The 24,401-nt window shown below is 69.6% G+C and carries 23 protein-coding genes; 15 read left to right on the forward strand and 8 right to left on the reverse strand.

All coding sequences use genetic code 11. The annotated features are described in order from the left end of the window. Window positions 1-21: 21 nt before the first annotated feature. The 6 genes from ACFUPX_RS34000 (at window position 22) to ACFUPX_RS34025 (ending at window position 4,501) form a co-directional block, all read left to right on the forward strand. Window positions 22-966 (forward strand): type II secretion system F family protein, encoded by a 945-nt coding sequence (locus ACFUPX_RS34000; RefSeq protein ID WP_383331657.1) that lies wholly within the window; start codon window positions 22-24, stop codon window positions 964-966. Window positions 967-979: 13 nt separating this feature from the next. Further along, on the forward strand, window positions 980-1,870 hold the full coding sequence (locus ACFUPX_RS34005) for a DUF5936 domain-containing protein (RefSeq protein WP_383331660.1): 891 nt from the start codon (window positions 980-982) through the stop codon (window positions 1,868-1,870). A gap of 536 nt (window positions 1,871-2,406) precedes the next feature. Beyond that, window positions 2,407-2,595, forward strand: a complete 189-nt coding sequence (locus ACFUPX_RS34010) for a hypothetical protein (protein WP_383331735.1) — start codon at window positions 2,407-2,409, stop codon at window positions 2,593-2,595. Continuing rightward, on the forward strand, window positions 2,595-3,200 hold the full coding sequence (locus ACFUPX_RS34015) for a pilus assembly protein TadG-related protein (RefSeq protein ID WP_383331663.1): 606 nt from the start codon (window positions 2,595-2,597) through the stop codon (window positions 3,198-3,200). Before ACFUPX_RS34010 ends, ACFUPX_RS34015 begins: the two co-directional genes overlap by 1 nt. A 239-nt stretch (window positions 3,201-3,439) precedes the next feature. After that, window positions 3,440-3,838: a hypothetical protein gene (locus tag ACFUPX_RS34020; protein WP_383331666.1), complete on the forward strand. Its 399-nt coding sequence runs from the start codon at window positions 3,440-3,442 to the stop codon at window positions 3,836-3,838. A 3-nt stretch (window positions 3,839-3,841) separates the two neighbouring features. Further along, entirely contained in the window at window positions 3,842-4,501 is a 660-nt protein-coding gene (locus tag ACFUPX_RS34025) for an OmpA family protein (RefSeq protein ID WP_383331669.1), read from the forward strand. Window positions 4,502-6,582: 2,081 nt separating this feature from the next. Here ACFUPX_RS34025 and ACFUPX_RS34030 read toward each other — a convergent pair. The 3 genes from ACFUPX_RS34030 to ACFUPX_RS34040 all read right to left on the reverse strand — a co-directional run bounded on the left by ACFUPX_RS34030 (window position 6,583) and on the right by ACFUPX_RS34040 (window position 8,131). Continuing rightward, a complete protein-coding gene (locus tag ACFUPX_RS34030) occupies window positions 6,583-6,936 on the reverse strand; it encodes an antibiotic biosynthesis monooxygenase family protein (RefSeq protein ID WP_383331672.1) in 354 nt (117 codons plus the stop codon). Window positions 6,937-7,027: 91 nt separating this feature from the next. Further along, window positions 7,028-7,606 carry a GNAT family N-acetyltransferase gene (locus ACFUPX_RS34035; RefSeq protein ID WP_383331675.1) on the reverse strand — a complete coding sequence of 193 codons (579 nt, stop codon included), beginning with the start codon at window positions 7,604-7,606 and terminating at the stop codon, window positions 7,028-7,030. 30 nt (window positions 7,607-7,636) lie between these two features. Next, window positions 7,637-8,131, reverse strand: a complete 495-nt coding sequence (locus ACFUPX_RS34040; protein ID WP_383331678.1) for a nuclear transport factor 2 family protein — start codon at window positions 8,129-8,131, stop codon at window positions 7,637-7,639. A gap of 118 nt (window positions 8,132-8,249) precedes the next feature. Here ACFUPX_RS34040 and ACFUPX_RS34045 point away from each other — a divergent pair, with 118 nt between their 5' ends. After that, window positions 8,250-9,017 carry a class I SAM-dependent methyltransferase gene (locus ACFUPX_RS34045; protein WP_383331681.1) on the forward strand — a complete coding sequence of 256 codons (768 nt, stop codon included), beginning with the start codon at window positions 8,250-8,252 and terminating at the stop codon, window positions 9,015-9,017. Here the strand turns inward: ACFUPX_RS34045 and ACFUPX_RS34050 are convergent, their stop codons facing one another. Then, window positions 9,018-10,259 (reverse strand): winged helix DNA-binding domain-containing protein, encoded by a 1,242-nt coding sequence (locus tag ACFUPX_RS34050; protein WP_383331684.1) that lies wholly within the window; start codon window positions 10,257-10,259, stop codon window positions 9,018-9,020. 61 nt (window positions 10,260-10,320) lie between these two features. On the opposite strand from ACFUPX_RS34050, the gene ACFUPX_RS34055 reads away from it, so the two are divergent. Then, window positions 10,321-10,806 (forward strand): winged helix-turn-helix transcriptional regulator, encoded by a 486-nt coding sequence (locus tag ACFUPX_RS34055; RefSeq protein ID WP_383331687.1) that lies wholly within the window; start codon window positions 10,321-10,323, stop codon window positions 10,804-10,806. Between the two features lie 205 nt (window positions 10,807-11,011). Here ACFUPX_RS34055 and ACFUPX_RS34060 read toward each other — a convergent pair whose 3' ends face one another. Next, window positions 11,012-11,374: a DUF192 domain-containing protein gene (locus ACFUPX_RS34060; protein WP_383331690.1), complete on the reverse strand. Its 363-nt coding sequence runs from the start codon at window positions 11,372-11,374 to the stop codon at window positions 11,012-11,014. A gap of 429 nt (window positions 11,375-11,803) precedes the next feature. On the opposite strand from ACFUPX_RS34060, the gene ACFUPX_RS34065 reads away from it, so the two are divergent. Beyond that, a complete protein-coding gene (locus ACFUPX_RS34065; RefSeq protein ID WP_383331693.1) occupies window positions 11,804-12,316 on the forward strand; it encodes a hypothetical protein in 513 nt (170 codons plus the stop codon). Window positions 12,317-12,412: 96 nt separating this feature from the next. Here ACFUPX_RS34065 and mgrA read toward each other — a convergent pair whose 3' ends face one another. Then, window positions 12,413-13,450: an L-glyceraldehyde 3-phosphate reductase gene (gene mgrA, locus ACFUPX_RS34070; RefSeq protein WP_383331696.1), complete on the reverse strand. Its 1,038-nt coding sequence runs from the start codon at window positions 13,448-13,450 to the stop codon at window positions 12,413-12,415. Window positions 13,451-13,579: 129 nt separating this feature from the next. Here mgrA and ACFUPX_RS34075 point away from each other — a divergent pair, with 129 nt between their 5' ends. The 5 genes from ACFUPX_RS34075 (at window position 13,580) to ACFUPX_RS34095 (ending at window position 22,082) form a co-directional block, all read left to right on the forward strand. Then, window positions 13,580-14,341 (forward strand): isoprenyl transferase, encoded by a 762-nt coding sequence (locus ACFUPX_RS34075; protein WP_383331699.1) that lies wholly within the window; start codon window positions 13,580-13,582, stop codon window positions 14,339-14,341. A 318-nt stretch (window positions 14,342-14,659) separates the two neighbouring features. Continuing rightward, window positions 14,660-15,982, forward strand: a complete 1,323-nt coding sequence (locus tag ACFUPX_RS34080) for a PhoH family protein (protein WP_383331702.1) — start codon at window positions 14,660-14,662, stop codon at window positions 15,980-15,982. Between the two features lie 391 nt (window positions 15,983-16,373). Continuing rightward, entirely contained in the window at window positions 16,374-17,114 is a 741-nt protein-coding gene (locus tag ACFUPX_RS34085) for a lytic transglycosylase domain-containing protein (RefSeq protein WP_383331705.1), read from the forward strand. A 126-nt stretch (window positions 17,115-17,240) separates the two neighbouring features. Beyond that, a complete protein-coding gene (locus ACFUPX_RS34090; protein WP_383331708.1) occupies window positions 17,241-18,623 on the forward strand; it encodes an AI-2E family transporter in 1,383 nt (460 codons plus the stop codon). Between the two features lie 54 nt (window positions 18,624-18,677). After that, the gene (locus ACFUPX_RS34095; protein WP_383331711.1) at window positions 18,678-22,082 is read left to right on the forward strand and encodes a PQQ-binding-like beta-propeller repeat protein; all 3,405 of its coding nucleotides are present in this window, start codon (window positions 18,678-18,680) and stop codon (window positions 22,080-22,082) included. 83 nt (window positions 22,083-22,165) lie between these two features. Here ACFUPX_RS34095 and ACFUPX_RS34100 read toward each other — a convergent pair whose 3' ends face one another. After that, complete coding sequence (locus ACFUPX_RS34100; protein WP_363307894.1) at window positions 22,166-22,699, reverse strand: alkyl hydroperoxide reductase; 534 nt, start codon at window positions 22,697-22,699, stop codon at window positions 22,166-22,168. 15 nt (window positions 22,700-22,714) lie between these two features. Continuing rightward, entirely contained in the window at window positions 22,715-23,269 is a 555-nt protein-coding gene (locus ACFUPX_RS34105) for a peroxiredoxin (RefSeq protein ID WP_383331714.1), read from the reverse strand. A gap of 170 nt (window positions 23,270-23,439) precedes the next feature. Here ACFUPX_RS34105 and ACFUPX_RS34110 point away from each other — a divergent pair, with 170 nt between their 5' ends. Further along, window positions 23,440-24,396 carry a LysR substrate-binding domain-containing protein gene (locus ACFUPX_RS34110; RefSeq protein ID WP_383331717.1) on the forward strand — a complete coding sequence of 319 codons (957 nt, stop codon included), beginning with the start codon at window positions 23,440-23,442 and terminating at the stop codon, window positions 24,394-24,396. Window positions 24,397-24,401 lie beyond the last annotated feature (5 nt).

Raw genomic sequence — 24,401 nt, forward strand, 5'->3', positions numbered from 1 at the left:
TACGAGGGAGGCCAGGGGCTGATGGAGAACCAAGCCGCCCTGCTGGCTCTCGGCGCCACGATCCTGACCGGCACGCTCGCCGTCGCGGGCGTGCACGCCTACGCGTCGGGCCGAGCCCAGCGCCAGGCGCTGGTGGACCGCCTGTCGATCGGCCCCGGCACGGGCGACGCGGGCCACCGGGGCCGCCGCTTCTCGGCCGTCGACCGCCGCCTGCGCCGCACCCGCCTCGGCCGCTCCATCCACCTGCGTCTCTCGGCGACGGGCCTCGACCTGACGGCGGGCGAGTTCTTCGTCTACGTCGTGGCGGTCGTCGCCGCGCTCTGGCTGATGGCGGCGGCGACGCTGGCCCCGTTCTTCGGCCCGATCGCGGGAGTGGTGGCGGTCTGGAGCGCGGTCGTGTTCCTCAACTGGCAGCGCCAGAAGCGCATCGAGGCGTTCATCAACCAACTCCCGGACGTGGCACGCATCCTGGCGAACGCGACGGCGGCGGGCCTGGCCCTGCGTACTTCACTGGCGATGGCGGCAGAGGAGCTGGAGGCCCCGGCGGGCGAGGAACTCTCCATGGTGGCCGACCAGTTGTCGCTGGGCCGCTCGATCGACGACACCTTGGGCGAACTGGCCGAACGCCTCCCGTCCCGCGAACTGATAGTCCTGGTGACGACTCTGGTCCTCTCCAACAAGGCGGGCGGATCGGTGGTGAACTCCCTCCGCAACCTCACCCAGACCCTGGAGGACCGCAAGGAGACCCGCCGCGAGGTCCGCACGATGCTCTCGGAGGTCCACGCGACGGCGTTCACGGTCCCGCTCCTGGGCCTGGGCTCCCTGCTCCTCATCAACTCCTCCAATGAGGGAGCGCTGGCGAGGGTGACGGGATCACCGATGGGCCAGATGCTGATCCTGATCTCGCTCGGCCTGTACGCGGTGGGCTTCTTCGTGATCAGACGCCTCGGCAAGATCGAAGTGTGAGGGGGGAGTTACGTTGCTGGCACTGGCTCTGGCAGGGGTGATGGGACTCGCCGTGGCGGGCGTCTGCCAAGGCGTACGCATGTACCGCGCGGAGGCGAAGATCCCCTCGGACCTGGCGATCGCCCTGGAGGTCGGCGCCACCCGCGTCTCGGCGGCGGGCTCGGCGGTGGACCGCCTCGGCATGCGCTTCGCGCCGCTCGTCCTGCGCCTGATGGGCCCCAAACGGGTGGACGCCAAGCGCCGCAGGATCGACATGGCGGGAAACCCCGGGGGCCTGACGATCGACCGCTATGCGGCACGCCGGGCGGTCTACGGCCTCTTCGGCCTGATCATGGGCCTGATCTTCCTCACGAACGGCTCATCGCTCTTCGGCCTCCTCACCTTCGCCTTCGGCGTGACGGCGGCGGACGCGCTGATCTGGCAGGCGATACGGGAACGCCGCGAGGTCATCGACCGCACACTGCCGGACTTCCTGGACGTCCTTGCGGTGGTGGTGTCGGCGGGCCTCGGCTTCCGCCAGGCGCTGGATCGCGTCGCGGAGCGGTACGAGGGTCCCTGGGCGGACGAGTTGCGCATCACATTGCGCCAGATGGACATGGGAGTCAGCCGCCGCCAGGCATTCGACGAACTCCGCCGCAGGAACGCCTCGGAGCAGGTCTCGCAGTTCGTCTCGGCGCTCCAGCAGGGCGAGGAACTCGGCTCCCCCATCGCGGACACGCTCATCCAGCTCGCCACGGACATGCGCCGCACGGACGCGCAGAACTCCCGCCGCAGGGCGGCCAAGACGATCCCCAAGGCAACGATGGTGACGCTGGTCTTCATGCTTCCGGCCACGATGATTCTGATCGCGGCGGGAATGTTCCTCGGCTCGGGATCCGACTTCGGCTCGATCCTGGGGAAGTGAGGGGTGCGGTGGACGGTTCGGTGGGCGGTTCGGTGGACGGTTCGGTGGGCGTGACGCGGGGAGCGGCTATCAAGCCACTCGGCGAAACCTCTTCGCGGCTGCAACCCGATGTGGGACAGTCGCTCGGAGGGTGGGAAGGGTGCGATGCCCCCGGGGCCGGCCCCTGCCAGACCCTGCCGTCTCAACTGCCCTTTGCAAAAGACGTGTTCACGGTATTCGCGGGAGGGGAAGTCGTGGAACGCATTGACCCGCCGACGGTCCGGACGCGGACCTCCACCACATGCCCCCGGAGTGCGTGATGACCTCGCCGCCGGGGAAGGGAACTCGCCAACTTCCGCGTATCAAAGGGTATTGGTTGCGGAGAGTGGCTGAAGGGTCACATGATCTCGCGTACGTTGCCTATGACGACAGCGGCGCCGGAATTGGTTGCGCCAGCGGTGTGAGTGCGGGTGCGGGTGCGGGTGCGTGTACGTCTGCGTGTATCGGGTGGGAGAGAAGGGGCCATCGTGCTGAAGGATCGCGTACTCAGAGTCTGGGTGGACTGGAACGTGACCGTGGCTTCCCGGGTTCGGGGGAGGGAGCGGGATGCGGGGGCTGGGTTTGTGGAGTATGCGGGGTTGATGATTCTTATTGCGGGGATCTTTACGTTGATCGATCAGATCGGCCTGGACGGCATGATCTCCGGAGCCATTCGCGACGCGGTTACCGACGTAACAGGCGGCTAATGCCGCGGGACCTGCGAAGTGACCGAGGGCAGACTCTCCCGATCTACATCTGGATGACGGGGATTCTGCTCTTTGTTGCGTTCGCGTTCTTCGCGTTCGCTCAAGCCGCCTCCGCTCGGAACGGTGCCCAATCCGCCGCTGACGCCGCGGCGCTGGCGGCTGCCCAGGACGCCAGAGACGAACTCGTCGATCGGCTGGGGGCGTCCATCGGTGAGGGTGACGACTGGCTCGACTGGCTGGATGGCGACAAGTTCACCGGCGACGGTGCCGAAGGCGCGGCGGATGCGCTGGCTGCGGACAACGACTCGGCTGTGAGGCAGTTCGGTGCAGCTGAAGTGAATGGCTACCCGGGCTTCCGGGTGAAGATCGAGACCAATTACACCGTCGGCGACTCGATCATTCCGGGTACGGAGAGCCAACACGCCATGGCCGAGGCCACCGCCATCATTAAGCCGCGCTGCGATGTTGCTCCGTCGGCTGACCCAGAGAAGGTCGTGGAGTTTGACTGCGATGACGGAGAGTCTTTCGAGATAGATCCGGACGAGTTCGACCCGGACGACCTCCCGGATGCATCCGTTCTCTTCTCTGTCCACCTGGCCGACTGATGATCGATCGACGAAAGAAGGAAGCCGTACCGATGAACATTCGGCGCACCAGAATGACCCGCAGGGCAATGACCGCTGTGGCGATCACTACTGGGCTGGTCCTCACGGTGGCCGGGTGTGGGGGTGGTGGGGACGACGAGCCCAAGTCCGGAGGAAGCAGCGCCCCTTCTAAGCCCTCAAAGGATAGCGGCGGCGGTGGGAAGAAGGGTGATTCTCAAGCTCCCGCTACAGACGCGGCGTTGGCCGAAGTGCAAGGCGGCGATGGTGTATCGCTCACCGTCACTTCCGCCGATCGTGACGAGGGCGGCTTTCTGACCGTCAGTGGCCAGATCAAGAACAGCGGTGGCGAGTTCTGGATCGCCGACAACTGGCGAGGTGACGAGCGTGAGTTGCGCAAGAACGGAGCCTCCATGGCAGGCGCGGCTCTCGTGGATCAAGAAGGCAAGAAGAAGTACCTCGTCCTCCGCGACACGGAGGGGCGTTGCCTCTGCACAAAGTTCGACGGGGGAGGCGTTAAAGCGGGCCAGACCGCAGACTGGTACGCCCAGTTCCCGGCGCCGCCAGCGGAGACGGGCAAGGTCGACTTCCAGGTAGGCGCCATGCCCCCCGCGTCCATCGAGCTCTCCGAGAGTGAGTGACCCATGGGCGACCCACGATCACGCACCCTCGCCACAGCCACCGCCACCCTCACGGCCCTGGTCCTCCTGACCGGCACCCCCGCCTTCGCGGACGACGACGACCCCAGCGCGCCCCCGGGCAGCACGACCACCTCCCCGCCCCAGGAGGTCGACTCCAACAGCCCCGGCCTGAAGCTGGCCGACGGGGCGACCCTGGCCCCCGCGAAGGTCCTGGACATCAAGTCCGTCGTCGAAGACCTCGGCGGCGAGGAGCGCCGCGAGGACACGAACACGGACGTGAAGTTCGCGCTTCAAGCCGAGGTGCTCTTCCCCAAGGACAGCCCCAAACTCAACCCCGAGGCGACCTCGCGGATCAAGGCGATCGCCGAGGAGGCCAAGGCCCAGAAGGCCACGAACGTCAGGGTGTTCGGCTTCACGGACAACCTCGGCTCGTACAGCCACGGCAAGAAGCTGTCCCGCGAACGCGCGGAGGTCGTGCACGACACGATGGCCAGCTACTTGGGCCCCGAGGTCACCTATTCCGTACGTGGCTACAGCGAGGACTATCCGATCGCGGACAACGGCTCCGAGGAGGGCCGCAAGAAGAACCGCCGCGTGGAGGTGTCCTTCCCCCGGGGTTCCGGGACGGACGCGGGGACGGCGCCTTCCGGGAGCCAGGACTGACCGCCCTTACGCTGGCTTTGCTGATCCGGGGGCTGTGATGCGTACCGGGGCCGCCCGGTTGTCCCGAGGTTGGCGGTTCCGGGCCGGGTGTAAAGGGCGCTCCTGCGTCGCGTCGGCTGCGCCGATTGCGCTGCGCTCCACCCTTGACACCCGTCCCTCCACCGCGCGAGGGAAGACGACCGGACGGCCCAAGGGGCGAGACTCTCGACCACTCCCGTCACTCTCCATCGGCATTCCTGCCGAGTGCGGACTGGTTCTTCCGGCGTGACCGTCACGCCGGAGAAGGGCGGGCGCCCGCTCCGCGAACGGCCCGGGGAGGGGCACCGGTCTCGTCAAGCGACTGCCAACCGGATCGTCCGGGGTGACCCTCACGCCTGGCCTGTCGCAACATGGGGCGAAGACGAACGCGCGGGGTCTTACTCGGCATCGGCATCGGCATCGGCAGTGGCATCGGCAATGGCATAGCCATCGGCGCTCTGGTGCTGCTGCTCACTGCGTGCGGCAGCAGCGGGACCGCTGAGCCCTCCGCCGGTGAGTCCCGGGGAGGGGAGGGAGGGATGTTCTGCGTCTGGCCGGGCACGGTACCGCCGCCGAGTCGGAAGTCCACCGGCTGTGCGGAACAGCCGTCGCCCAACGCGCAGCCCACGGTGACGATGGCGCCGGAGGGGATGCGAAGTGGGGCTGGAGCAACCCCAGTTGCCCGTCGGACGTGCGGGGTACGGGCGGCGTGACCCGCCACGTTACGCAAGTGCGGTGCGAGGACTATGACGGACGGTGGCGCTGGCACTGGCGTACCCCTCCCCAGGCGAGGGAGCCCTGCGTGGACGAGGGCGCATGGGACCTCAGAACCAGGTCCCGGTCCTACGTGTGCCGAGACGGGAACTGGCAGGAGGAGCGGCGTGAGGACGGCCGCACCCCGCCCCCGAGCGACTGGCCAAGCCAGGGCCCAGGCAAGGTCCCAAACCCACAGCAACCCACCCCCGACAACGAGTCCCCTCCCCGCTGACCAGGTGATGGGTGGCGGGGTGTGGGGGCTGGGGGTCCGGCACCTAATTCCGAGAAGGCGCATCGGGCAACGCGCGCGCCCCCCGTCTGCCAGAACACAACTTCCCCAAAGTAGGTGCCACGCGGTGCGGCGCGGTGCCGAGTGATGCGACGCGACGCGGCACGGTGCCGAGCGGGCGGATGCAGAAAAGTCCCGCCGCCCCGGCCCCTGGGCTCTGCATCGTGAGACTTTCCTGCGAACCAGGCCCTGCACCCCGCCGCCACGAGGGCCGCCCGAGCCCTGCCGTCAGCGGCTCCGGCCGTTGACGGCAAGGCGCCTCCGGCCAATACGGACGGCTGCCGCTACGAGCGACACCACGGGCCGCACCCACGACGCCCACCCCGGAAGCCCCACCCGACAGCCGCTTGACCGGACCGGCACTATCCCTGGGGGCGACCGCGCACCCTTCCCCTCCCGTGACGGCCGCCCCAGGGCGATGCGGTCGGTGGCCGCTTGAGACCAGCACTCGTCCATGAGAGGGCCGCGCGCCCCTTGGGCTTGGCAGCTACCCCCGGAAGATCCCGTCGGGAGTTGCTTGGCGAGACCGGCGCCGTTGCCAGGGAGGGCCGCGCGCTCAATCCCTGTCGGCTACCCCGGACGATGCGGTCGGGAGCCGTTTGACGAGACCGGCACCATCCCTGGAGGCGACCGCGCACCCATGCCCCTGCCGGCTACCCCGGACGATCCGGTTGGCAGCCGCTTGACGAGACCGGTGCCCCTCCCCGGGGCGTTTGCGGATCGGGCGCCCGCTCTTCTCCCCGTGACGGTCACGCCGGAAGAACTAGTCCGCACTCGGCAGGAATGCCGATGGAGAGTGACGGGAGTGGTCGAGAGTCTCGCCCCTTGGGCCGTCCGGTCGTCTTCCCTCGCGCGGTGGAGGGACGGGTGTCAAGGGTGGAGCGCAGCGGAATCGGCGCAGCCGACGCGACGCAGGAGCGCCCTTTACACCCGGCCCGGAACCGCCAACCTCGGGACAACCGGGCGGCCCCGGTACGCATCACAGCCCCCGGGCCACCGAAGGCAGGGGGAGCGGCGGCTAGGGGAACCGTACGGCCACGTCGTACAGGCCGGGGTTCGCCGTCACCGGAGTCTCCTTCGAGTCCCGCGCGGCGTTCGCTCGGTTCGCGAACTCGGGGTCGGTGCCTGCCGCTTCCCACGCCTCCTGGCTCTCCCAATGAGCCACGTTCACGAGTTGGAAGCGGCCCTCGGGAGACTGGGCGCGGTGCAGCCGGGTGTCGATGAAGCCCGGCTTCTTGCTCATGATCGCGGCCCGCTGCTCCCACTTCTCGGCGAAGGCGTCGACGTCCTCGGGGGCGATCTCGAAGATGTTGATGAAGGTGACGGACGAGGGGGCCGGTGAGTCCACTGGCTGTTGGCTCTCTGCGGTCATGATCGGACTCTAGGGGTGTCCTAATTAAGCCTGGATAAGGGGGTGTTGGCTCACCCTGCGGCCGGGCCTGACCCTGTGGCCCGGCTCCGGATTACAGGCCGGCTCCGGCTTGCGGTTCCTCCCCGCCCCGCCACCCCACATCGCCCCGCAGCACCGCGTACCGCACCCCGTCCCGCCACTGCCCGTCCCGGAACACCACGCTCCGGGACACTCCCTCCTGGCTGAAACCGGCCCTCTCCAGCGAACGCCGCTCGGCGATGTTCCCGGACTCGGTGGTGGCCTCCACGCGGATCACGGGGGAGTGGGCGAAGAGGTACTGGACGAGTAGTCGTTGGGCCCTGGTGCCGGCCCCGCGCCCACGTGCCTCGGGCAGCAGTTGGATGCCGATGTTCCAGCAGTACGAGGTCCGGAAGATCACGACCTTCCGCCAGGCCACGCAGCCGAGCGACTCCTCGTCGCAGGCCTCCCCGCCGGAGACCACCATCAACTGGCCGCCGTCCTCGCCTAGCATCCCGTTCTCGGCCCAGCGCCGCCGGAACGTGTTCGGATCCCGCCACCCCTGCCACTGGAACTCCCCGAGCGCGTCCGGGTCGGTGAGGAACCGGTCGAACAGGGGGAGATCGTTCTCGCGGACGGGCCGCAGCCTCACCGGGTCGTTGTGATCACTCATCGCAGCAATGTAGTTGGCGGATTCGCCCGCTCACCCCTCCGTGAACGCCTGCGCCACCGCGAGGCTGTCCTCGTACACGTGGTGGCGTGTGACGAGGCCCTCCTCGACCGTGAGGTGCAGCGCGAAGCGTGCGCGGTAGGCGCGGCCCGTCGAGCGCGCGGTCTGGCGGATCTCGCCCAGTACGACGGCATGGGGGCCGTCGACGAGGATGTGCTCGACCTGGGTCGCCACCTGCTCGGGCAGGTGATGCTCGGCGAGCTCCCGGTAGTGGGCGGCGGCGTCGGCCCGGGTGGAGCGCGGGCGGATCCAGGGGGTGGCGGTGCGGCCGTGCTCGGCCTGCGGCCAGGACAGTTTCCAGTCCACGCCGTCCACGCCGTCCACGCCGTCCGCGCCGTCCGCGTACAGCTCGGCGATCCGCTCGGGATCGCCCTCGCCGATGCGGCCCAGCAGGTCCTCCACCACGGAGCGGGTCGCTAGGGGAGTAGGGGTGGGCGTGGGAGTGGGCGTGGGAGTGGGCGTCGGCATGGTGTGGGTCCCTCCTGGTACGCGGGGCCTTGATTCTGGCCGCAGAGGCGGGAGCGGGGCGATTACCTTCGGAGTAATGGGCGTGAGCCGTGGCCCCGTGCGATGCGAAGATCGCCGCATGAGCAGTTTCGACGTACTTGTGGCGGAAGCGGAGTCGGCCCCTACCGAAGGGTGGGACTTCTCCTGGTTCGAGGGGCGGGCCACGGAGGAGCGGCCCTCCTGGCGGTACGCCCACGCCATGGGGGAGCGCCTGGGCCGCGCCACCGCCTCCCTCGACATCCAGACCGGCGGTGGCGAAGTCCTCGCCTCCGCGCCCGCCCTGCCGCCGCTCGCCGTCGCCACGGAAGGGTGGCCGCCGAACGTCGCCAAGGCCACCGCCCTGCTGCATCCGCGCGGCGCGGTAGTCGTGGCCTCGCCGGAGGACGCGCCGCTGCCGTTCGCGGCGGAGGCGTTCGACCTGGTCACCAGCCGGCATCCGGTGAAGGCCCACTTCGACGAGATCGCCCGCGTGCTCCGTCCCGGCGGGACGTACTTCGCCCAGCACGTCGGCCCCGCCAGCGTCTTCGAGGTCGTCGAGTACTTTCTCGGGCCGCAGGCCGACGAGGTACGGAACGGACGCCACCCCGACGGCGAGCGGGCCGATGCGGAAGCGGCGGGCCTAGAGATCGTCGACCTGCCGGCCGAGCGGCTCCGGATCGAGTTCCACGACATCGGGGCCGTCGTCCACTTCCTGCGGAAGGTGGTGTGGATGGTGCCCGACTTCTCGGTGGAGAAGTACCGGCCCCGGCTGCGGGAGCTGCACGAGCGGATCGAGGCCGACGGCCCGTTCGTGGCCCACAGCACGCGCCACCTCTTCGACGCCCGGAAGCCCGCGAAGGGGAAGTAGCTATGCGTGGGCGCCCACCGTCACCGGGCCCACCACCAACTCCGGCTGCCCCTCCAGCACTTCACCCACCCGCTCCACCTGTCCCTCCAGCTCCGCCCGGCGCCCCGCGGCCAACGGTTCGAGCGGCTCCACCGTGACCGTCAGGCGGCGCCCGGAGCGCCGCTGGTGCCAGACGCCCGCCACGACCCCGTCGACCAGCAGCACGGGGAAGTTCCCGGCCTGGCCCCCGGCCAGCGCGCGCTCGTAGGCCCGGCCGGGGAAGAGCCGCGCGCGGGGGTGGGAGGCGATCACGTACGCGTCGAAGTACGGGAGCAGATGGACGCCCCGCACCGGTTCCTCGGGGAACTCCGTGTCGTCCGCGACCACCCACGCCGACGACGCCCCGTCCGCCCTCGTCTTCGTCTTCGTCTCCGGCCTTGGCCCCGTCCCCGTCTCCGTTTCCGTAGTCATCTCCACCGTCTCGATCTCGTCCGCCGCGGACAGCGACGCGAACACCTCCGTCGCCCAACCGGGCGGCGCCGCCGCCCACTTGGCGAACTGGGCGGGCGTCGCGGGGCCGTACGCGTACAGGAAGCGGCGCACCAGACGTCCCGTCGCCCTCTCGGCGGAGAGCGGCTGCGGCGGCTCCTCGGAGCCCGCGGCGGACGGGCGTGTGTACGTCACCTTGCGGCCCCGGTTCGGTGCGAAGCACAGCACGCCACGGTGGCCCGCCACGTGCATGACCGAGCGCCATCGCGGCCACATCCCCTGGAAGGCGGGCAGCACCAGGTCGCCCGCCCAGGGCCCCGTGCGCGCGACCACCTCTTCGCTGAGCTCGTCGATGGTGAGCCGGGCCCCGTCCAGCGCCTCGCCGATCGCCGCCACGATCTCGTCCGTCTGGGAGGGGGTCAGGCGCTCGCCCGCCTTGAAGGGGCTCGGGCCGCCCGGGATCGCGGACAACGCACCCGTCCACATGGGGAGTTCGCTGACCGGCAGGAAGTGGATCGTGCCGCGCGGGCCGTACGTCTTGACCAGGCTCGGCTCCTCGCCCCACAGCGCGTCGCGTACGTCCTGCCGGGTCGCCCCGTCCATCCGCAGCCCCACCGACAGCTCGGCGGCGGACAGCACCTGCGCCTGCGCCGCGAGCATCGCGTCGACCACCTCGCCGGGTCCCGCCTCGCCGGGCTTGGCCGGATTCCGCAGGAACTGCCGCTCCATGCGCCGGGCGTTGGCGGCACTCCACGAAATAGCGGCGACGGTCATCGGCGTTCCCCTTCAGTACTGTCGGTCGGGCAAGTGACTCTGCGGATGGAAGGAGTGGACCATGCCGAAGAGTGGCGCGGAGGGCGATTCGGGGAGCGGCAAGGAGAGCAAGCCGCTGTACGTCTGCGGCCTCGACGCCGCCGTGGACGTCGTCGGCGGCAAGTGGAAGCCGATGATCCTCTGGGCGCTGTACGCGGGCGCGACGCTCCGCTTCGGCGAGCTCCGGCGGAACATCACCGGAATCAGCGAGAAGGTGCTCATCCAGCAGCTCCGCGAGCTGGAGTCCGACGGCATCGTGCACCGCGAGGTGTACCGGGAGGTCCCGCCGAAGGTCGAGTACTCGCTGACCCCCCTCGGCCAGTCCCTGAACGAGGCGCTGATCCCGCTGGGCGTGTGGGGCGACGACCACATGCAGCAGCTGGTGGCCAACCGGGAGTGCAGGCAGGACGGCAAGCGGGATGGCAAGCAGGACGGCAAGCGGGACGGCAAGCAGGGCGGCCAGGGCGACGCCTCGAGCAAGGGCACGGACGATGGCAAAGCTGCCTGACGGGGAAATGGGGCGTGAGGTTGCCCCGCGTGCCGATCGTTAACCAAGTGATCCCGAAACAGGTGGCGTTGATTCCGCATCGTTATCGGGACTGACTCGATTCAGCGGCCCGCATCACGTAAGTTCAGACCAAGGCGAATTCGCGTGAGCAAAGCCACGTGTGCGGTGCCGCGCGGCGGAGGGGGCTGCGCGGCTCCGCGCGCCCTCATTCCGTAGCGGGGTCGGCGTCGGCTTCGGTGGACCGCACCTCGACCCTCGCGCCCCGGCGTACGCCCCACGGGGCCATCGCCCCCGCCTCCGCCTCCAGGACGTGCCGGGCCCGCAGCCGGGGCCGCCCGATCCGCCCGGGTCGCATCGTCCGCACGGACAGCACCCGCAGCTCCCGGTCCAGGTGGGCCACGTCGATGGCGAACCGCATCCCCAGCGTGTGGACGCTGCTCGCCGGGGTCAGCAGCAGCGCCCCGATCACCCCGTCCCGGCCGAGCAGCCCGCGCCGCCGGGCGCCGGCGGAGTCCGCGATCTCCAGGGGAATCGTCCGGCCGGCCGGGAGGAGCAGAAGCGTCGCCATGCGAGCCGAAGCTAGCGGCCCGACCGCCCGCGTGCGAGCCCAAGCCGACGGCCCCGACCGCCCGCCGCGTCAAGCGGGCGCGCCACCCTCCATCCCTCCAATGGGTTACCGCCGTACGGGGCCTGAATCTGCCTCCGGGGCCGAAATCCGGTGGGGGAACAGGGCCCCGGAGTCGCCGACCGATTTCGGAGAGTAGTTGTGGCACGCCGATGCACGCAGCATCACTTACGAAGGGTTATGGTGGAAACCCCCCCTCGGGCCGGTCCGTCTCCCCCCCACGGACCGGCCCGATTTTTTATGCCCGGACGCCGAGCCTCCGCTCCGGACGCCTCTCAGGACGCCTCTCCGGACGCCGCTGCGGGCTCCGCTGCGCGCCCCGCCCCGGACCGCCCCGCCGTGGAGGCGAGACCTCCGGATATGGTCAGGGACATGTCGAACCAGTTCCCCCCGCCGCCCCATGACCCGCAGGTCAACCCGCAGCCGGGCCTCCCCACTTACACCGGCCCGGCGCAGGACCCCGCGTACGGATATGGATACGGACAGGGCCCGGTCGCCCCGTTCAAGATGCCCGGCGTCGTGCGTGCCGCGCAGATCGTCGTCTGGGTCCTCAGCGGACTCGTCCTGCTCGGCACGATCGCGATCGCGGCCTCGGGCGACTCCGAGACGGCGGGCGCGGCCTTCGGGGCGAACCTGTGTCTGCTGGTGACCTGCGGTTTCGCGTTCTCGTTCCAGAACGCGGGGAACGGCATACGCGTGACCTGCATCGTCCTGATGAGCGTGCAGATCGCCCTCGGCCTCGGCGGCCTGGCCTCCGGCAACCCCGGCGGCCTCATCGGCCTGCTGGGCTCGATCGCCACGGTCGTCCTGCTCGCGCAGGGTGCCGCGGGCGCCTGGTTCAAGCGCCCGCGCACCCCCGCCCCGGGGCAGGGATACGCGGGCTGAGAAGCCCCGTCGGAACTAGCTGAGACGATCCGCCGGAGCTATCCGGAGCTATCCGGAGCTATCCGGAGCTATCCGGAGCCATCGGAGCTATCGGAACTAGCCCCGCCCGGCCCAGATATTGGTGCCGGGCGTGGAGACCGCGTACGTGTCGATCTCCGTCAGTTCCGCGTCGGTCAGCTTCGGCCCGGCGAGCGCCGCCACGTTCTCCTCCAGCTGCTTCACGCTGGAGGCGCCGATGAGCGCGGAGGTCATCCGCTCGTCGCGCAGGACCCAGTTGAGCGCCAGTTGCGCGAGCGACTGGTCGCGGCGGGCCGCGATGTCGTTCAGGCCATTGAGACGGCGCACGACCTCGTCGCTCAGGAGGTCGGGGTCGAGCGACTTGCCCTGCGTGGCGCGCGAGCCCTCCGGGATGCCCTTCAGGTACTTGTTCGTGAGCAGGCCCTGCGCCAGCGGCACGAACGAGATGCAGCCCATGCCCGCCTCGTCGAGCGTGTCGAGCAGGCCGTCGTCCTCGGTCCAGCGGTTGATCATCGAGTACGAGGGCTGGTGGATGAGCGCGGGCACGCCCATCTCCCGCAGCAGCCGCGCCGCTTCGGCGGTCTGCTCGCTGTTGTAGGAGGAGACGCCCACGTACAGCGCCTTGCCCTGCCGCACGGCGGACGCGAGCGCGCCCATCGTCTCCTCGAGCGGGGTGTCGGGGTCGAAGCGGTGCGAGTAGAAGATGTCGACGTAGTCGACGCCCATCCGCTTCAGCGAGGCGTCGAGGGACGACAGCAGGTACTTGCGCGAGCCCCACTCGCCGTACGGGCCGGGGTGCATGAGGTAGCCCGCCTTGGTCGAAATGACCAATTCATCGCGGTACGGGGCGAAATCCTGGGCGAACAGCTTGCCGAAGTTGAGCTCCGCCGAACCGGCCGGCGGGCCGTAGTTGTTCGCCAGGTCGAAGTGCGTGACACCCAGGTCGAAGGCGCGGCGCAGGATCGCGCGCTGGCTCTCCAGGGACTTGTCGTCGCCGAAGTTGTGCCACAGGCCGAGGGAGACGGCGGGCAGCTTCAGGCCGCTGCGGCCCGTGCGCCGGTACTCCATGGTGCTGTAACGGTCCGTTGCCGCTCGGTACAGAGACGTGTCGTTCATGGGTACGAAGCTACTTCAGGACCCGATCTTCCGAGGGCCGTCCCCGCGTCACCCGAGGGCAGAAGCACGCCCTCACAGCGGTAGGCTTTCGCCTTCGGGGACTGCCATCTGCTGGAGGGGCTGACAGAAGTGAACCTGCGCGACCTGGTGTACGGACTTTACGCACGCCGGGTGGAAGGCCGCCTCGACCACGACCAGGTGCCCAAGCACATCGGGGTCATCCTCGACGGCAACAGGCGCTGGGCAAAGGCGTCCGGCGGGACCACCGAACAGGGCCATCAGGCGGGCGCGTACAAGATCGAGGAGTTCCTCGGCTGGTGTGCCGAGACGGACGTCGAGGTCGTCACCCTCTGGATGCTGTCGACGGACAACTTCGACCGCCCCGAGCAGGAGCTCATCCCGCTCCTCGGCATCATCGAGGACACGGTCCGCAGCCTCGCCTCCGACGGCCGCTGGCGCGTGCACCACGTCGGCACGATGGACCTCCTGCCCTCCCGCACCCAGGCCGTCCTGAAGGAGGCCGAGCAGGCCACCCACGGCAACAAGGGAATACTGGTCAACGTGGCCGTCGGGTACGGCGGCCGGCAGGAGATCGCCGACGCGGTCCGCTCGCTGATCCTGGACCACGCGGAGAAGGGCACGAGCCTGGAGGACGTCGCCGAGACCGTCGACGTCGACCTGATCTCCAAGCACCTCTACACGCGCGGCCAGCCGGACCCCGACCTGGTGATCCGAACGAGTGGTGAGCAGCGTCTGTCCGGCTTCATGCTGTGGCAGTCGGCCCACTCCGAGTACTACTTCTGTGAAGTCTTCTGGCCGGCGTTCCGCAAGGTCGACTTCCTGCGCGCGCTGCGTGACTACGCCGCTCGGCACCGGCGTTACGGGGGCTGACCCCCGCGGGTGCTCGTGTCGGTGAGGTGCGAGTAACCCAGAGTTCACGGATGCGCCGTCATATGCCCTGGCATGGCTGCGCATGTTCGAGGGAATAAGCCTTCCAGGTCGACATCCGATTCACGGATGTCGTATCTCAGCGGGCGGCATGGGGCCGTCCGCCCGGGAGGCCCTTTGCACCAGGACGACCGTGCGGTGAGTACGGGCGAAGTGGAGGGCCGGAGCTCGGCCCGCGCACTGCGGCACGAGACCGGTCCGGACTTCTCCCGGCATCCTTCCCGTCGCTCCCCGACCTCATCCGAGGGGGTACGTCCTTCCGTGGTGACCAGCACAAAGCGCCGCATGCCCGACAGGCGCACCTATGTTCTCGACACCAGCGTTCTGCTCGCAGACCCGAACTCCATGTACCGCTTCGACGAGCACGAAGTAGTGCTGCCCGTCGTCGTGGTCACGGAGCTGGAGGCGAAGCGGCACCATCCCGAGCTCGGCTACTTCGCCCGGCAGGCCCTGCGCCTGCTGGACGACTGCCGGGTCCGGCACGGTCGCCTGGACGCGCCGATCCCGATCGGCGATCTGGGCGGCACGCTGCGCGTCGAGCTCAACCACTCCGATCCCGGCGTGCTTCCGGCCGGCTACCGGTTGGGGGACAACGACTCACGGATTCTCGCCGTCGCGCGCAACCTCCAGGCAGAGGGATACGACGTCACCGTCGTGTCGAAGGATCTGCCTCTGAGGATCAAGGCGTCCTCGGTCGGGCTCCTCGCCGAGGAGTATCGCGCCGAGCTCGCCATCACGGACTCCGGCTGGACCGGAATGTCCGAACTGACCCTCTCCGGCGAACAGGTGGACCTCCTCTTCGAGGAAGACACCCTGTACGTGCCCGAGGCGGCCGACCTGCCCGTCCACACGGGCCTCACCATCCAGTCGGAGAAGGGCAAGGCACTTGGCCGCGTCACGGCCGAGGGCAACGTCCGTCTCGTACGCGGCGATCGTGAGGCCTTCGGCCTCAAGGGGAGGAGTGCGGAGCAGCGCATCGCGCTGGATCTGCTGCTCGATCCGGACATCGGCATCGTGTCGATGGGCGGCCGGGCGGGCACCGGCAAGTCGGCCCTCGCGCTCTGCGCGGGACTTGAGGCCGTCCTGGAGCGCCGGCAGCACCAGAAGGTGATGGTCTTCCGGCCGCTGTACGCGGTGGGCGGGCAGGAGCTCGGCTATCTGCCCGGCACCGAGGCCGAGAAGATGGGCCCCTGGGCGCAGGCGGTCTTCGACACGCTGGGCTCGGTGGCGGGCAAGGCGGTCATCGAGGAGGTGACGGCGCGCGGCATGCTCGAAGTGCTCCCTCTCACCCATATCCGCGGGCGCTCGCTGCACGACGCGTTCGTGATCGTGGACGAGGCCCAATCCCTGGAGCGGAACGTCCTTCTGACCGTTCTGTCCAGGATCGGGGCGAACTCCCGGGTCATCCTCACTCATGACGTCGCCCAGCGCGACAACCTCCGAGTGGGCCGGTATGACGGGGTGGTTGCCGTCGTGGAGAAGCTGAAGGGCCATCCGCTCTTCGCCCACGTCACGCTCACCCGCTCCGAGCGTTCGCAGATCGCGGCACTCGTGACCGAAATGCTGGAGGAAGGGTCGATCTGAGCCAGTTCACTCTGGTTACGCAGTAGTTGGCGCCGCCCGGCGAAGCGAAGGAGCCTAGCCGGGCGGCGTCGTGGCGTCCGCCCTTTTCCGAAAAACTCCTGGGGCAAACGAGGTGTGAGCTTTCACACGGCACGGAGAATTGCCTTGCGGCATCCGGCTGGGGCAGAGTCTGGGTCCTGTCAGGCCCCGCATGCGACACACCTGTACCTCCAGAGGTACTGCAACCCAGAAAAACAGAACTTCATAGTGGCCGTCGCATGCCGCCCGAAGCACCACGTGGCACTTCCATCACGGGAGTTGCCCACCGGGCCCGTGCCTCCCGTGACCGAGATCCAAGCGGAGGCCAGCGTCCAGGGGCACGATTGCGTCCGCGAGGTCACCTATGCGGGCGATGCTGGAAGGAAACCGTGTGAGCCGGATTTCGGTCCGGGGATTCGCCGTGGCATCCGCCACCGCGGTCACCACTGTTGGCGCTGTCGTCGGTGTCGCCTCGGGCAGCACCCCGGGCGCCTCGAATGACAACGACTTCGAGGCGGCGGCAAGCGACGCGACTCTCCTCGCAGACATTCCCGCGGGCCAGCAGGCCCAGGTGCAGACGGCGTCCTTGACGCAGCAGGCCGAGGCGCAGGCCACGGCTGCCGACACGGCGGCGAAGAAGTCGGCGGCTGAAGCAGCGCGCAAGCAGGCTGCCGAGTCGGCGATCGCCAAGCAGAAGGCGGCCGAGAAGCAGGAGGCCGCCGAGAAGGCGGCAGCCAAGAAGGAGCGCGAGGAGAAGGTCGAGGTCAAGGCCAGCCGTTCCTCCACGCGCGACGCCGGCGACTTCGCCAAGCAGTCCTCGTACTCCGTCTCGCAGGTCCAGGCGATGGCACGGCAGATGGTCCCCGGTGACCAGTTCCAGTGCTTCAGCAACATCGTCAACCACGAGTCGACCTGGAACTACCGGGCCAGCAACGCCTCTTCGGGCGCCTACGGCCTCGTCCAGGCGCTGCCCGGCTCCAAGATGTCCTCGGCCGGAGCCGACTGGCAGACGAACCCCGCCACGCAGATCAAGTGGGGCCTCGGCTACATGAACGACCGCTACGGAAGCCCGTGCGGAGCCTGGGACTTCTGGCAGGCGAACAACTGGTACTGAGCCGCGGCTCACTCAACCTTTTGCAGGCCCCTCACCGTCCTTCGGTGGGGGGTCTTCGCCGTGTACGGTCAGTCCGACGACTTCCAGGGGGGAGTGGTGGGGAAAGACGGGGGAAGAGGACGGATCATGTCGCGAGTACCAGGGTGGATCGGCCGGCTCGGTTCCGGACTCTCTCAGATGAGTGAGCGGATGGGGCGTGACGAGCGCGATCCCGATGCGGATCGCGATCTCGACTCCGACTCCGTTTCCGCCGACGGCGGCACGGCCGTCGAAGCGGGCGCCGATCCGGACGCGGAGACCGTGGTCCCCGCGCCGCCCGCGTACGCGCCTGCCGTATCGGCACGCCCCGACCCCGTCGCCGCGGTGCCGTGGGGGATGCGGGTCGCGGCCGAGGCCGGCTGGCGTCTTCTCGTACTCGCGGGCACGCTCTGGGTGTTGATGAAGGTCATCAGCGCCGTGCAGCTCGTCGTCTTCGCCTTCGTCGCGGCGCTCCTCATCACCGCGATGCTCCAGCCGACGGTGGTCCGGCTCAAGCGGCTCGGTCTTCCGCGGGGGCTCGCCACGGTCGTCACGGCCGTCCTCGGCTTCGTCGTCATGGGCCTGGTCGGCTGGTTCGTGGTCTGGCAGGTCATGGACAACGTGGACACGCTGTCCAGCCAGGTCCAGGACGGCATCGACGATCTGCGCAACTGGCTGCTCACCAGCCCGTTCCACGTGACCGAGGACCAGATCAACGACATCGCCAAGAGCCTGCGCGAGGCGGTCGGCGCGAACACGGAGGAGCTGACGTCGGCGGGGCTCGAAGGGGTCACCGTGATCGTGGAGGCCATGACCGGCATCCTGCTCGCGATGTTCTCGACGCTGTTCCTGCTGTACGACGGCAAGCGCATCTGGCAGTGGGTCCTGAAGCTGGTCCCGGCGCCCGCGCGGCCCGGTATCGCGGGCGCGGGGCCCAGGGCGTGGCGCACGCTGACGGCCTATGTGCGCGGCACGGTGATAGTGGCTCTGATCGACGCGATCTTCATCGGGCTCGGGATCTACTTCCTCGGGGTGCCGATGGCGGTGCCGCTCGCCGTCTTCATCTTCCTGTTCGCGTTCATCCCGCTGGTGGGCGCGGTGATCTCGGGCGCGCTCGCCGTGGTGGTGGGTCTGGTGACCCAGGGAGTCTTCACCGGTGTGATGACCCTGGTCGTGGTCCTCGCCGTGCAGCAGATCGAGGGCCACATCCTGCAGCCGTTCATCCTCGGACGTGCCGTACGGGTGCATCCCCTGGCCGTGGTGCTGTCCGTGGCCGCGGGCGGGCTCGTCGCCGGGATCGGCGGAGCTGTCGTCGCGGTGCCGCTGGTCGCCGTCACCAACACCGTGGTGGGCTACTTGCGGGCGTACTCGCGCGAAGCCGCCCTGAAGCAGTCACCGCAGCCCCGGGGTGCCACCGCGCTGGACGTCGCGCCGGTGGACGCCGCGTCGGCGGACGTCGCGCCGGCGGAACGGCCGAGCGCCGCCGAGTGAAAGGTTTCTGGATCTTGGCCTGACGGCCACCTCCGGTGGCTAGAGTCCGCGCGCATGAGACAGAGCCACAGCCACAGGTACAGACGGAACAGACGGAACCACCGGAACAGACGGATACGCACCGCGGGCGGGCTCGCGCTCGCGCTGCTCGTCCTCATGCTGGGCCTCGGCGCACAGCCCGCCGCCGCGCACGTCTCGCGCGAGCGCGCCGAACTCGTCGTCGCCCCCGGTGACGGCGCCACGAGCGGGCGCCTGACCGTCCACCACGACGTGGTGTCCCCGGGGGATGCCGGTGCCTGGGCGTCCCGGCTGCTCTCGGCGGACTGCCCGGCCAAGGGCTCCGGCGTCGCGGGCGCCAGTGGCGGAGTGCCGGGCGGTGTCGTCGTGGAACTGGCGTGGAGCTGCCGGCTCGACTCCGTCGACGTGAGCGCCCTGCTCGCGAAGGCCGGACTGAGCCAGGTCGTCGTCGAGTTCGACGGCGCGGCGGTGGACGCCTCCGCGGCCACCCCGGTGGTCGACGCCCACGGCGTGCACGCGCCGCCTTCCTTCCCCTGGGCCACCGTGCTCCTGGTGACGGCGGCCGGAGCGTTCCTCGCGCTCGGCGCCTGGCAACTCCCCCTTCTCGTACGCCTGCTGCGCACAGGGCGGCTGAGGTGCGCCGTCGCGGGGACGGTCGCGCTGTCCTGCCTCGCGCCCCAGGCCGCGTACGCCGACGGGGCCGGGGCGGCGGAGACCGTCGCCGTGACGGGCACGGTCTTCCGGGACACCGACGGCAACGGCAAGCGGGACAGGGGCGAGCGGCCCATGGCCGGTGTCGATGTCACCGACGGTGCGGTGTGGACGACCTCGGGGCGCGACGGTTCGTACCGTCTGGACATCGATCCCGACCGGCGCGAGACGGACCTCGTCAGCATCGTCTCGCCGGACGGCTACACGCCCGCGCTGCGCGACGACTACATACCGAAGTACTTCCGCGAGGTCGCCGGGAGCGGCTCCACGGGCGCCGACTTCGCGCTCGTACCCGACAGGAACGCGGCGAACCCCACCGAGAAGTGGGTCATGAACTCCGACACCGAGGTCGGCAACCGCACCGACGAGGAGGCGCGCAAGGTCCTGCCGCAGTGGACCGGGCAGGTCCGGGCGATGTCCGAGGTCGAGGGGGCGACGATGCAGATCGCCACCGGCGACCTCACCGTCACCGACTACGCGGAGGAGCCGCGCCGCCAGGGCGGCTACGACCTGTTCAGCAAGGGACTTGAGGAGGGCAGGCTCGGCCACCCCTTCTACCCGGTGATGGGCAACCACGACTTCGGCGGCACGGCGGCCTCCAAGGGGTACGCGGGCAGCCTGGAGTACTACCGCCGCAACCTCGGCCCCGAGTGGTACAGCTTCGACCGCGACGGGCGCCACGTCGTCGTACTGGAGGACAACTACGACGCCGGCGGTCTGAAGCCGCAACTGGAGTGGCTGCGCGAGGACCTCGCCCGGAACGCGGTCGGCAAGCAGGTGTTCGTCTTCGCGCACCGCTCGCTGTTCACCCAGTGGGGTCCGGGCGCCGGGATGCAGCCGACCGTCGACGAACTCGCCAAGTACGACGTGCGGATGGTCGCTGCGGGCCACAACCAGCAGTCCGAGTTCCGGCGCGGCGCCTTCAAGCGCTCGGTCGAGGTCAACAACCAGGGCACGTACGGGATCGACGGCGCCCGCCCCGACTACAAGGTCCTCGACTTCAGCGGCATCACCGACGACCCGCGCACGCGCCGGAACGAGGACACCGGTCATGCCACCGGAATCCACCGGCAGTTCGACGTGGACGACGATGCCGCGCTGGTGAGCCCCGCGCGGGGCAGCGTGCACGCGGCGAAGGACGGCGTGCCGGTCGAGGTGTACGCGGAGGACGACGGCCGTACGCCGGGGCGGGCCAAGGTGACCGTGCGGGACAAGCGCGGCCATGTCATGCGGCGCGATTCACTCAGGTTCGGCGAAGGCGCGTCGAAGCCCGGCACAGAGAACTGCTACACACCGCCCGGCGGGAAGCCCGAGCCCTGTCCGGGCGCCCGCGGCTCCTGGACCCGGGCGAGCGACCGGCTGCGGGGCCTGCGGCCCGGCGCGTACACGGCCGAGACCGTCGCCTACGACACCAGGGGCAAGGCCTGGCCCGCGATGAGGAATCCGTTCACGGTGACGGCGAAGGCCGGAGCGGTCCGTGCGGGGCAGGACTGGGTCCGGCAGGGCGGCGACGAGGCGGGGCGCTCCGCGAGCGGGGACGATCCGGGCCCGGCGCTCGACCTGAAGTGGGCGCGCCACACCGGGGAGCAGTTCAACCTCAACGGCTCGGTCGTCACGGACGGCAAGGTCATCGTCTCGTCGCGGGCCTTCGACTCGCCGTACAGCATGATGCTCGCGTACGACGTGGTCTCCGGGCGCGAGATCTGGCGGACGTATCTGGACGGCGACGCGGAGTCGGCGCCCACGCTGCACGGCGGCCGTGTCTATCTGACGACCGGTGTCGGCAGGGTGTACGCCATCGATCCGGACGACGGTCACATCGTCTGGGAGGCCGTCGACCGCGAGGAGCGGCAGGCGGAGACCGTGCGGCGCTACGGGCGGGCCGGTGGTCCGGTCAGTGTCTTCGGGCTCACCGGTGCGTCTGCGAAGGGCCGTTCCGTCGCCGTCTACCAGGACTGGGACAAGGTGCGCTGCCGGGACGCGAAGACCGGCGAGAGCCTGCCGGGAGGGTTCGCGGCGGCGGGGTCGTGGGGGCAGTTCCACAGCACCGCGGTGCGTGCACCCGGCTCCAACACGGCCTATCTGCACTCCGGTTCGAGCACCTCCGTCATCGCGATGGACCTGGCCACCTGCAAGCAGCTGTGGGTGAAGGACACCAAGGGCGACATCGACAGCCATTCGTCGCCCGTGCTCACCGACCCCGCCTCGGGTGATCCGCGACTGGTGACGTTCACGTCGTCGGGGGTCCGCGGGTTCGATGCCGGGACGGGCGCGCAGGCGTGGGAGTCGAAGGCGGGCGGCGCGGGTGTCTGCGAGCCGGGTCAGGCGCCGCTGACCAGTCCTGCCGTGTGGGGCGACACCGCGTACGTGGCGGGGCGCGACGGTGTCGTACGCGCCTATGACACGCGCGCGGCCGATCCGTCGAAGCCGCTCTGGGAGACCGCGGCCGGATATCTGCCGGGGGAGAGCCCGCTGGACGACGAGTGGCGGGTCGCCATGGGCTGCACGGAGGGCGCCGGGTCGCCGACCACGCATCCGCTGGTCACCAAGTCGCATGTGTATGTGGGGACGTGGGACGGACGGCTGCTCGTCGTCGACCGTGCGACCGGCAAGCAGGTGCACGCCTACGACCTGGGTGCGGGCGTCACGTCGGCCCTGTCCGTCAGTGGCGGGCGGATCTTCGCCCTCACGGACGACGGCACGATCCACGCGCTGGCCGCCCGCCGCTGAGCGAGGGGCCGAGCACGCGAAGGGCCCGAGCACGCGAAGGGCCCCGCCGACCCGTAGGTCGGCGGGGCCCTTTGACGCGAGGGCTACTCGGAGAGCACTGCTTCCGAGTCCAGCGTGACGCCGACGGCCTGGATCACGGCGGCGATCTTGAAGGCTTCCTGGATCGTCTCGCGATCCACGCCGGCCTTGCGCAGCACCTGCTCGTGCGAGTCGAGGCACTGGCCACAGCCGTTGATCGCGGAGACCGCGAGCGACCACAGCTCGAAGTCGACCTTCTCCACGCCCGGGTTGCCGATGACGTTCATCCGCAGGCCGGCCCGCATCGTCCCGTACTCGGGGTCCGACAGCAGGTGGCGGGTGCGGTAGAAGACGTTGTTCATCGCCATGACGGCCGCGGCCGACTTGGCGGCGGTGTACGCCTCGGGGGAGAGGTTCGCCTTCGCCTCGGGCTCCAGCTCGCGCAGCACCTTCGGGGAGCGGGAGGCGATCGCGCAGGCGAGCACCGTGCCCCAGAGCTGCTGCTTCGGCAGATCCGAGTTGCCGATGACCGAGCCGAGGTTCAGCTTCAGGTCCTTGGCGTAGTCCGGTACGGCGGACTTCAGTTCGTCGAGTGCCATGTCAGAAAGCTCCGTTCACTCGCCCGAGAGGAGCGCGACCGGGTCCAGGGTCTCGTCGCCCTGGCTCCAGTTGCACGGGCACAGCTCGTCCGTCTGGAGTGCGTCGAGGACCCGGAGGACCTCCTTGGGGTTACGGCCGACGGAACCGGCGGTCACCATCGTGAACTGGATCTCGTTGTTCTGGTCGACGATGAAGACGGCGCGCTGGGCGAAGCCGTCCTCGCCCTCGATGCCGAGGTCACGCATGAGCTCGTGCTTCGAGTCGGCCAGCATCGGGAAGGGCAGGTCCGTCAGGTCCGGGTGGTCCTTGCGCCAGGCGTGGTGCACGAACTCGGAGTCACCGGAGAAGCCGAGGACCTGGGCGTCACGGTCGGCGAACTCGTCGTTCAGCTTGCCGAAAGCGGCGATCTCGGTCGGGCACACGAAGGTGAAGTCCTTGGGCCACGCGAAGACGATCTTCCACTTGCCCTCGTAGGTCTTGTGGTCGATCTGCTGGAACTCCGAGCCCTTCTCCAGCGAGACACAGGCAGTCAGATCGAACTGGGGGAACTTGTCACCGACAGTGAGCACGCGCTCTCCTTGCTGCAAAGAAAATCCCTTTTGGGGAGTTTCCTGGGGGGTTGGACTGGTGTTGATGGTGGCACAGGGTGCATTGATTATGGAAATAGCTAGAGTGGGTCGTGTTGATCGGACCTAGCTATCAGTCCCCGTAGTAAAGGGGAGTCAGAGGGAGGAGTGCCGTGGCCACCAGTGCCAAGCCCGCGGCCAAGCGCGGCGCCCGCCAGCCGAGCCTCGCCCAGCTGCGCGCCTTCGCCGCCGTCGCCGAGCATCTGCACTTCCGGGACGCCGCCGCCGCGATCGGCATGAGCCAGCCCGCGCTCTCCGGCGCCGTCTCGGCCCTGGAGGAGACACTCGGTGTCACCCTCCTTGAGCGTACGACCCGCAAGGTGCTGCTCTCGTCGGCGGGCGCGCGCCTCGCGGTGCGGGCCAGGGCCGTGCTCGAAGAGGTCGGGGCGCTGATGGAGGAGGCGGACGCGGTGCGCGCGCCCTTCACCGGGGCGCTGCGGCTCGGCGTGATTCCGACCGTGGCGCCGTACCTGCTGCCCACGCTCATCGGACTCGTCCACGAGAGGTACCCGGACCTCGATCTCCAGGTGCACGAGGAGCAGACCTCGTCGCTGATCGAGGGGCTCGGCGCGGGACGGCTCGATCTGCTGCTGCTCGCGGTGCCGCTCGGCGTGCCCGGCGTCACCGAACTGCCCCTGTTCGACGAGGACTTCGTGCTCGTCACCCCGCTCGACCACTGGCTCGGCGGGCGCGAGGGGATTCCGCGCGACGCCCTGCGCGAGCTGAACCTGCTGCTGCTCGACGAGGGGCACTGCCTGCGCGACCAGGCCCTGGACATCTGCCGGGAGGCCGGCCGCGCGGACGCCCCGGTGACCACGACGGCCGCCGGGCTCTCCACCCTCGTACAGCTGGTGGCCGGCGGCCTCGGCGTGACGCTGCTTCCGCGCACCGCCGTCCGCGTCGAGACCAGCCGCAGCAACCAGCTGCTCACCGGGTACTTCGCGGACCCGGCGCCGACCCGGCGGGTCGCCCTGGCGATGCGTACGGGGGCCGCGCGCGCCGCGGAGTACGAGGAGCTGGCCGCCGCCCTGAGGGGGGCCCTGAAGCCGTTGCCGGTGCGGGTGTTGTGACCCCG

Source organism: Streptomyces sp. NPDC057302, assembly GCF_042667685.1.
Taxonomy (GTDB): domain Bacteria; phylum Actinomycetota; class Actinomycetes; order Streptomycetales; family Streptomycetaceae; genus Streptomyces.

Bases quoted from the DNA above. Each gene is read 5' to 3' on its own strand.
- ACFUPX_RS34000 (WP_383331657.1), top strand. From the start codon at position 22: ATGGAGAACCAAGCCGCCCTGCTGGCTCTCGGCGCCACGATCCTGACC.
- ACFUPX_RS34015 (WP_383331663.1), top strand. From the start codon at position 2,595: ATGCCGCGGGACCTGCGAAGTGACCGAGGGCAGACTCTCCCGATCTAC.
- ACFUPX_RS34025 (WP_383331669.1), top strand. From the start codon at position 3,842: ATGGGCGACCCACGATCACGCACCCTCGCCACAGCCACCGCCACCCTC.
- ACFUPX_RS34030 (WP_383331672.1), bottom strand. From the start codon at position 6,936: ATGACCGCAGAGAGCCAACAGCCAGTGGACTCACCGGCCCCCTCGTCC.
- ACFUPX_RS34035 (WP_383331675.1), bottom strand. From the start codon at position 7,606: ATGAGTGATCACAACGACCCGGTGAGGCTGCGGCCCGTCCGCGAGAAC.
- ACFUPX_RS34040 (WP_383331678.1), bottom strand. From the start codon at position 8,131: ATGCCGACGCCCACTCCCACGCCCACTCCCACGCCCACCCCTACTCCC.
- ACFUPX_RS34045 (WP_383331681.1), top strand. From the start codon at position 8,250: ATGAGCAGTTTCGACGTACTTGTGGCGGAAGCGGAGTCGGCCCCTACC.
- ACFUPX_RS34050 (WP_383331684.1), bottom strand. From the start codon at position 10,259: ATGACCGTCGCCGCTATTTCGTGGAGTGCCGCCAACGCCCGGCGCATG.
- ACFUPX_RS34055 (WP_383331687.1), top strand. From the start codon at position 10,321: ATGCCGAAGAGTGGCGCGGAGGGCGATTCGGGGAGCGGCAAGGAGAGC.
- ACFUPX_RS34060 (WP_383331690.1), bottom strand. From the start codon at position 11,374: ATGGCGACGCTTCTGCTCCTCCCGGCCGGCCGGACGATTCCCCTGGAG.
- ACFUPX_RS34065 (WP_383331693.1), top strand. From the start codon at position 11,804: ATGTCGAACCAGTTCCCCCCGCCGCCCCATGACCCGCAGGTCAACCCG.
- mgrA (WP_383331696.1), bottom strand. From the start codon at position 13,450: ATGAACGACACGTCTCTGTACCGAGCGGCAACGGACCGTTACAGCACC.
- ACFUPX_RS34085 (WP_383331705.1), top strand. From the start codon at position 16,374: ATGCTGGAAGGAAACCGTGTGAGCCGGATTTCGGTCCGGGGATTCGCC.
- ACFUPX_RS34090 (WP_383331708.1), top strand. From the start codon at position 17,241: ATGTCGCGAGTACCAGGGTGGATCGGCCGGCTCGGTTCCGGACTCTCT.
- ACFUPX_RS34095 (WP_383331711.1), top strand. From the start codon at position 18,678: ATGAGACAGAGCCACAGCCACAGGTACAGACGGAACAGACGGAACCAC.
- ACFUPX_RS34100 (WP_363307894.1), bottom strand. From the start codon at position 22,699: ATGGCACTCGACGAACTGAAGTCCGCCGTACCGGACTACGCCAAGGAC.